Annotated in this window: 3 protein-coding genes; 2 read left to right on the plus strand and 1 reads right to left on the minus strand. The window is 41.3% G+C overall.

Annotated features, from left to right (window positions below; all coding sequences use genetic code 11):
* Together ABXH34_RS00935 and ABXH34_RS00940 are read left to right on the plus strand one after the other, a co-directional pair.
* Positions 1 to 1,126 (plus strand): hypothetical protein (locus tag ABXH34_RS00935; protein WP_353569974.1); only part of this gene is annotated, 1,126 nt, incomplete at its 5' end.
* Between the two features lie 444 nt (positions 1,127 to 1,570).
* Entirely contained in the window at positions 1,571 to 8,026 is a 6,456-nt protein-coding gene (locus ABXH34_RS00940) for a fibro-slime domain-containing protein (RefSeq protein WP_353569975.1), read from the plus strand.
* Here the strand turns inward: ABXH34_RS00940 and ABXH34_RS00945 are convergent.
* The coding region (locus ABXH34_RS00945) for a hypothetical protein (RefSeq protein WP_353569976.1) at positions 7,986 to 8,266 on the minus strand (281 nt) is incomplete at its 5' end. The genes ABXH34_RS00940 and ABXH34_RS00945 overlap by 41 nt on opposite strands.

Consider the following 8,266-nt stretch of genomic DNA (forward strand, 5'->3'; position numbering starts at 1 on the left):
CGATACTGGCTCAGGCGATACTGGCTCAGGCGATACTGGCTCAGGCGATACTGGCTCAGGCGATACTGGCTCAGGCGATACTGGCTCAGGCGATACTGGCTCAGGCGATACTGGTGGAAGTGCTTCTTGCGATATTGCAGGTGGTGACTCTATCACTTTAGCAGCGGGCGGCCCTAGCAAAGAAACTGATTATACAATCACTTTTGACAAAGCCGAAGGCGCAGAATGGACTTATAGCGTTTATCGTGAAACAGGTAGTAATACAAGATCATTAAGCCATTGGTCATTAGGCCTGGGCAGTTGTAATGTTGTCAGCACAACAGGTTCAGGTGCACAAACTGGCAATGGTGGTAGTGCAAATGCTGATGGCGTTTTATCTGGTGAACCATTAGTTAAATGGAATACAGATGTTTCAACTGATCCAAATAATCCTACTGTTTTCACATTTACTTTAGATGGTGAATATGGTTCAGCAAGTGTTCCTGTCGTTGCTAAAACAGGCGGAAGCATCAAAATTGATGATGGCATGATTACAGGTCCTGATTGTAGCATTCCTGCACCAACTGATTGTGGTGATACAAGTGACAACGGTGACGAAACTGATGATGGTACACAAGGCGGTGGTGACACGACTCCTGTTACATTGACTTGCCCAGACAGCACAAGCATGTTAGGTAGCTTTGATTGGAATGGTGTCAGTTATGTATTAAATGGCGAAAATGTAGGCGGTATCGCGATTACAGGTGGCGTTGAAGGTGCAAGCGAAGAAGGTGCACATTGGGCTGCTTCTGCGGGTACAGTCTCTGCTGTTTTAGTTGCTGGTAGCGAAACAAGCGCGACAGAAACATTATCTGATGCAGTCAGCGGTAGTTTCTCAAACTCAACTTTGGATGATGACATTGCAAGTGTGATGTTTTGTGGTACTGAAGGCGAACAAGACGACTTAGCCGTTGCTTTACCTTCACAAGGTTCAATTGTTGGTCGCGTTTGGGCATTAGCGTGTGAAACCGATTGTGATGAATATTTAGGGGCAAAAGAAGTTGCATTAGACAGTGCTGACCACGTATTAGAAATTGCTCAACCTGATGGTCAAGTGTTATTCATTCCAGTTTCTATCATGAGATAATAATACTATTGAATCTAATGACTTTTTAGATTTTGATTAGTGCTAAAACGCGATATTTGGTTAGGATAACTGGGCATCACGTTTTTTATGGGCAAGATTTATAAAATTGAAATAAATATGACTTTTTTGTTCTGATTTATAAAGTTAGGTGTTTTTAAAGAATAAGTATAACTAATACTTTGAATTTAACTAAAAAACCTTTTAACCGTTTATAGTTCTTTTAACCCAATAGACCTAAAAATATATTGATGTAAGGCCTATTTTTTATCATAATTTAGATTGAGTGTAGGGTATTTAGATGTCACCTGCTTCTTTAAGCTTTTTGATGGCTTTTTTGAAACACCGAATTCAATTGCTTTTTTATAAGATGGGGATTGGCTAAAAAGTTCCCTATAAAATAGCTGAATAATCAATAATTTCACGCATAGTGATATGGAGGGTTCTATGAAACTCATGCGATTGTTCTCAGTATTTCTACTGGGAGCATTTATTAGTGCAACTGCCTCGGCTGGTGACAGTACGACGGTCTCGCTTACCAATGGTAAGTATAATAAGGATTCATCCTACGAAATTAAGCTGAAAAGTGTCAATGGTAAAGTTTGGACTTATGAAGTCGATAAGAAAAAAGGTCATGGTCTAAGCCATTGGGTTTTAGGTTTAAGCAAAGAATGCTCAGTTAAAAGTGCCAATCCATCTCATGATGGGCTTCAAGTTGATCCTAGCGTCAGAAATATTGATGGCATCGAATTCTATGGCATGAAGTGGAACTCTAGCGGCGGTACATTTAAAATCACCTTCAATAAAGAGTACTCCAAGAAAAATATTCCTGTCTTAGCTAAAGCCAGCAACGGCTATGGCGAAGGCTCTATATCAGGCCCTGATTGCGGTGTTGAAGAAGATGAATTGATTGATGTTGTATGTTACCAAGGTACAGAATATGAAGACATCAAACGTTCGCTTTTTGAACAATATGAAAATCAAGGTGCGACCGAAGGCAAATGTCCTGAAGTAGAAGACGATAGCAAAGATGATGACGAGGCAGATGAGCCAGCCCCTAATAGCAAATTAACAGTCTGCTACAAGGATGAAAACAAAGAAATTAAGTACAAAGACCTTGATAAGTACCTCAATGAAAAAGGTGCGACTGAAGGTGAGTGTGCTGAAAAAGAAGATGATAGCAAAGATGATGATGCTAACGATGAGACAGACCCTAATAGCAAATTAACTGTCTGCTACAAGGATAAAAACAAAGAAATTAAGTACAAAGACCTTGATAAGTACCTGAATGAAAAAGGTGCGACTGAAGGTGAGTGTGCTGAAAAAGAAGATGATAGCAAAAATGATGATGCTAACGATGAGACAGACCCTAATAGCAAATTAACCGTCTGCTACAACGATAAAGACAAAGAAATTAAGTACAAAGACCTTGATAAGTACCTCAATGAAAAAGGTGCAACTGAAGGTGAGTGTGCTGATGATGATAGCGATAAAAAAATCACAATTTGTCACAATGGCAAAACCCAAGAAGTAGCTCAATCAGCATGGGATGGTCATGAAGGTCATGGCGACACCTTAGGTGAGTGTGGCGATAAAGAAGATGATGACAACGACAACAATAATGATGACGAAGCCAATGATGAAACAACGCCAGACCAATTAGTTTTGACGGGTGCTTTGCGTGATTTTAAAGATTCACACCCTGACTTTGAAGGTAGTGTTACGGGTCTGAAAAAAGCGTGCGTCCAAAACACATTAGGTAGCAATGGTTTACCTGTTGCCAAAAACAATAATGCGTGTAAAGCAACAAAATTGAACCAATGGTTTACTGATATTGAAGGTGTTAACAAATCAACACGTCATTCAATTACATTAAAACGTATCAAAGAAGAAAATGGCTTAGCAGTTTATCGCTATGAAAACACCAGTTTTTTCCCAATTGATAATAAATTATTTGGTAATCAGAATCGTTCTCACAACTATCACTTCACATATATGCTTAAAACCAACTTCGTGTTCAAAAAAGGCATGAAATTTAACTTCAGTGGTGATGATGATGTATGGGTTTATATTAATAAAAAACTTGCGGTTGATTTAGGTGGCGTTCATGGGAAAGCAACTCAAAACTTAAGTTCTAGCGACTTAGAAAAATTAGGCTTACAAGAAGGTAATACTTATGAGCTTAAATTCTTCTTTGCTGAGCGTCACACAACTCAGTCTAACTTCATTTTAGAAACTTCTTTAGTATTAGAAGATGAAGAACCAGCAGGTAAAGTTGACCTTTGGGTTGCTGATCCTACTCCAGATGATGGCAGCGAACCAAGCAAAGCCCGTAAAATTTGGGTAAGCCCTGACGTTTGGGTACGTAACAATGATGATGGTCAAACCAGACATCAAAATGTTGTTGGTGGAAAAAATAATTTTGTTAACGTTCGTGTTAGCAATATTGGCGAATTAGACGCTGAAGACACTACAGTTGAAGTATATTGGGTCAAACCAAGTTTAGGTTCTGCATGGCCAACACGCTGGACGAAAATTGGCACAAGCCAAATTTCTTCATTAGCAGCGGGTGAAAATACATCTGTTAGCATCAAATGGCCTAAAAATAAAATTCCTAATCCGGGACATTATTGCTTCCATGTTCGGGTGTTAAACGAAGCTGATCCTATTCCTGCGGCAGCGCAAACCCGTCACGCGATCAACAATACTAAACTCAGTAATAATGTTGCATGGCGCAACTTCAACGTCGCTGGTATGACTAAAAAAGCCACTGACAACTTCACAGTCAATGCAGAAAATCCAAACGATGCACCAGCAAACGTGGACTTTGTGATTGAAGTCGAAGGCGATTTAGTGGGTGAAGACGGCGCAGCTATTATTGTTGATTTAGGCGATTTATTTGATCGTTGGCAAGCAGCGGGTGGCAAAGGCAAAGGTGTTGAACCTGTCGGTGGCACTAAAGTTAAAATCACTGCGAAAGACGTTGAATTAAATGACATCCCAATGCAAGCTGAAGAGCAAGCCCCTATTACTATTGGTTTAGAATTATTTGAACCATTACCGGGTGCAGGCGCAACTGTCACAGTTAATTTAAGTGTACAAGAAATTGTAGATGGCGAATTAGCAGGCGGTGTTGATTTTGAAATCACAGCACGTGGTCAAGATGCGGATACTGACAAAGATGGTATTCCAGATGTCACCGATCCTGATGATGACAACGACGGTATGCCAGATGCGTGGGAAGTTGAAAATGGCTTATTACCATTACAAGCTGATGCTGACGCGGACGCGGATAATGACGGTCAAAGCAATAAAGATGAATTTGACGTAGGTACAGACCCACAAACAGCCAATGATACTCCATTAGTTGATTTATGGATTAAAGACCCTAATCCTGATGACGGTAGCCAACCTAGTAAAGCCAAGAAAATTTGGCGTAGTCCTGACGTTTGGGTGCGTAATGCTGAAGATGCTCAAACCAGACATCAAAACGTGAAAGGCGGTCAAGACAACTATGTTTACGTTAACGTTCAAAATATTGGTAACTTGACAGCAACCGACAGCAAAGTTGAATTGTATTTCACTAAACCAAGTTTGGGTTCTGCATGGCCTAATCGTTGGACGAAAATTGGTGAAATGAGTGTGGCAGAATTACCAGCCGATGGTAAAGCAACCTTAGCGTTCTTATGGGAAGAAGAAAGTATTCCTAATCCGGGACACTATTGTTTCCACGTTCGGGTACACAATGATGCTGACCCAATTCCTGTTGCAGCACAATCTCGCAATGCTGTGAGAAATACCAAAGCCAGTAACAACATTGCGTGGCGTAATTTCAACGTGCTTGGCATGACGAACAAAACCACTGATACATTCACTGTGAATACCCAAAATCCTAAAGATGCACCTGCATTGATTGATTTAATCATCGAAGCGGAAGCGTGTGCAGTAGGACAAGACGGTATTGAAGTCACTGCTGATTTAGGCGAATTATTCGCGCGTTGGCAAGCGGCTGGCGGTAACGGTGAAAATATCGAAGCCATCGCAGGTTCAACCAAAGTTAAATTAACGGGTGCGCCAGCGAAAATTAGCGGTTTGAATATGGAAGTTGACGCGGATTATCCAATCAACGTTGATTTACAAATTCTTGAACCAATGCCAGTAGACGCATTAACAGTCACTTGCGGTTTAAGTATTCAACAAATGGTTGATGGTGAAGAAGACGGCGGCGTTGATTTTGAAATCACAGCGCGTGGTGAACAAGCGGACAGTGATGGTGACGGCGATCCAGACGTAACTGATCCTGACGATGACAACGACGGTATGCCAGATGCGTGGGAAGTTGAAAATGGTTTATTACCATTACAAGATGATTCCCGTGATGATTCTGACAACGACGGTACACCAAATGGTGAAGAATTCACTAATGGTACTGATCCTAATATCGCTGACGTTCCTGAAATCATTGATGTTTGGGTAAAAGACCCACGCCCTGATGATGGTACAGAACCTACTTTAGCCCGTAAAATTTGGATGAGTCCTGATATTTGGATTCGTAATGACCAAGATGGTGGCTTGAAACACCAAAATGTGAAAGGCAATCAAGACAACTTTGCTTATATCAATGTACGTAACTTAGGTAACACGGTTGCGAAAGATACTAAAGTTGAGTTGTATTTCACAAAACCAAGTTTAGGTACAAGATGGCCAGACCGTTGGACACCGATTGGTGAATACAGTGTTGCTGAATTAGGTATTGGTGAAGTTGAAACCGTTGCGATTAAATGGGCGAAAGAGCAAATTCCTGGTAAAGGTCATTATTGCTTCCATGTTCGTTTGATTAATGCAGACGATCCAATTCCAGCAAATGCACAAACCCGCAATGCAGTGAACAATACCAAACGCAGTAATAATATTGCATGGCGTAACTTCAATGTACTTGGTTTGAAAGATAAAACTAAGGACAAATTTACAGTTCACACGCAAAATCCTAAAGATGAACCAGCAACCATTGACTACTTAGTTGAAGTTGAAAATTGCCCAGTCACGGATAATGCGATTGAAGCGACTGTTGATTTAGGCGCATTGTTCTCAGTTTGGCAACAAGCAGGCGGTAACGGTGAAAACTTAACGGTGATTGACGGTACAACCAAAGTCAAAATCACGGGTACACCAGCGAAAGTGATCGGCGTGCCAATGGCAGGTAATGGTGACTTCCCACTGGATATTGAAGTGCAAGCTCTTGAACCGATGCCAATTGATGCGGACAGCGTTGAATGCAACATGAGTATTCAACAAATTGTTGACGGCGAAGAAGACGGTGGGGTTGATTTCACTATCATCACTCGCGGTGAACAAACTGATACTGATGGTGACGGCGATCCTGATGTAACTGATCCTGATGATGACAACGACGGTATGCCAGATGCGTGGGAAACTGAAAATGGTTTACTCCCATTACAAGATGATTCTCGTGATGACTCTGACAACGACGGTACACCAAATGGTGAAGAATTCACTAATGGTACTGATCCAAATGTTGGCAACCCTCCAGTTGACACAGGGCCTGAATGGGCTGATGGCTTCAGCGGTGAACACGTTGCTTGGGGTGAAATGGGTAATGGTTCAGGTACAAGCTACTTTGGCGAAACCTTATGGACTAATGACTCAATTTGCACCTTGGCACAAGAAAATGTGTTAAACAAACCATGGTACGAACCTCAATGGGTTAAAGCACGCGGTCATATCGTATTATTTGCTGAAGAAAATGGCCAATGGGTACAAGGTGGCGAACTCAAAATGAAACTGTCTTTAGGTTGGTATATCGTACATCCTAAGAATAGTCGCAATTTGACAGGTGAAACCATTATTTGCCCAACTGTGATGCCTGATGGTGTTGAACTACCTATTGAGTGTGCAGACGGACCAGATAACAAACATGATGCTGGTCATTACCTCACTTCCAATCAAGTGTTAACCAGTGATGAAAATGGTGTCATTGAGTTTGAAACCTACAGTTGGTGGACAGGTGTTCCAGAAGGCTATCGTGATGCGTTGAATCTTGTCACAATTGATGGTTCTTCAGATTGGACAGGTAGAACTGAATACCTTGTTGAAAATCACTATAGTGGCACATTACGTGGTGGTGTAGAAGGTCAAGAATACTTATTAGCAAATCTTGATTTTGCAGGTCAACAACGGGGTATCGGTCGCAGCGTGGCTTGGAATGCAGCATGGTCTCAACAAGGTTGTGATTTACCAGAAGATGAAACTGACGATGGCACGCAAGGTGAAGGCGATGAAACTGATGAAGGCACAGAAGATAACAGTGCTGGAAACGGTGGTAATGCGGCTTGTCCTGCGGGTTCTGAAATGTTAGTAAAATTTGAGTGGAATGGTAGCCGTTATGTATTAGAAGGTGAAAATACAGCGGGTGTTATTTTACGCGGCACTACAATTGAACAGATTGCTAACGCAACAGGTGGTCAATGGACATCAGCCGTACCGATGGCGTACTTAGTACTCAAAGGCGCGAATGACAACCATGCTTATGACTTACAAGGCGCGAAAGCAGGTTCATTCTCTAAAGATGTACTTGAAGGCAATGGCAATGGTGGCAGCCCAGATATTTCTAATATGAAATTTTGCGGCGATCCTGATGCACCTAAAGACTTCGATGATTTAGCAGTAGAAAACATTGAAGTCATTTCAAGTGTACGGGTTTGGAGTTTGATTACTTCAGCACTTGTATGTGAAGGTAGCACATGCGACCCTGCATTGTTAAATAGCTTTGATCCAATGAATAGTCCTGATGGCGCAGACTTCTTGCTTGAGTTAGAAGTATCTGACGCACAAGGCTTGCCACTCAGATATGAGTATATGTATTTGGATGAAGATGCTCACTAAACTGGCTCGTTATAAGTAAATTAATGAGTTGATAATAAGCGGTACTTGGACTTGATCTGAGTGCCGCTTTTTTATTGGTTTGTCTCTTAGATTGATTACTCTGACATACACCACCAAACTGAGCTTGGTAGCGAGCTAATTCAGTTTTGTTCATTATTCCACCTCTTTCCAATTGACTCTCTCTTGATAAGACTGGTACGATTAATTCTAAATATTTTTGAGTAATTAAATTATGGAAAT

Origin of the sequence: Candidatus Albibeggiatoa sp. nov. BB20, assembly GCA_016744725.1 — a bacterium.
Lineage (GTDB): Bacteria > Pseudomonadota > Gammaproteobacteria > Beggiatoales > Beggiatoaceae > Albibeggiatoa.

Coding starts and splice junctions, on each gene's coding strand:
- ABXH34_RS00940 (WP_353569975.1), top strand. CDS start 1,571: ATGAAACTCATGCGATTGTTCTCAGTATTTCTACTGGGAGCATTTATT.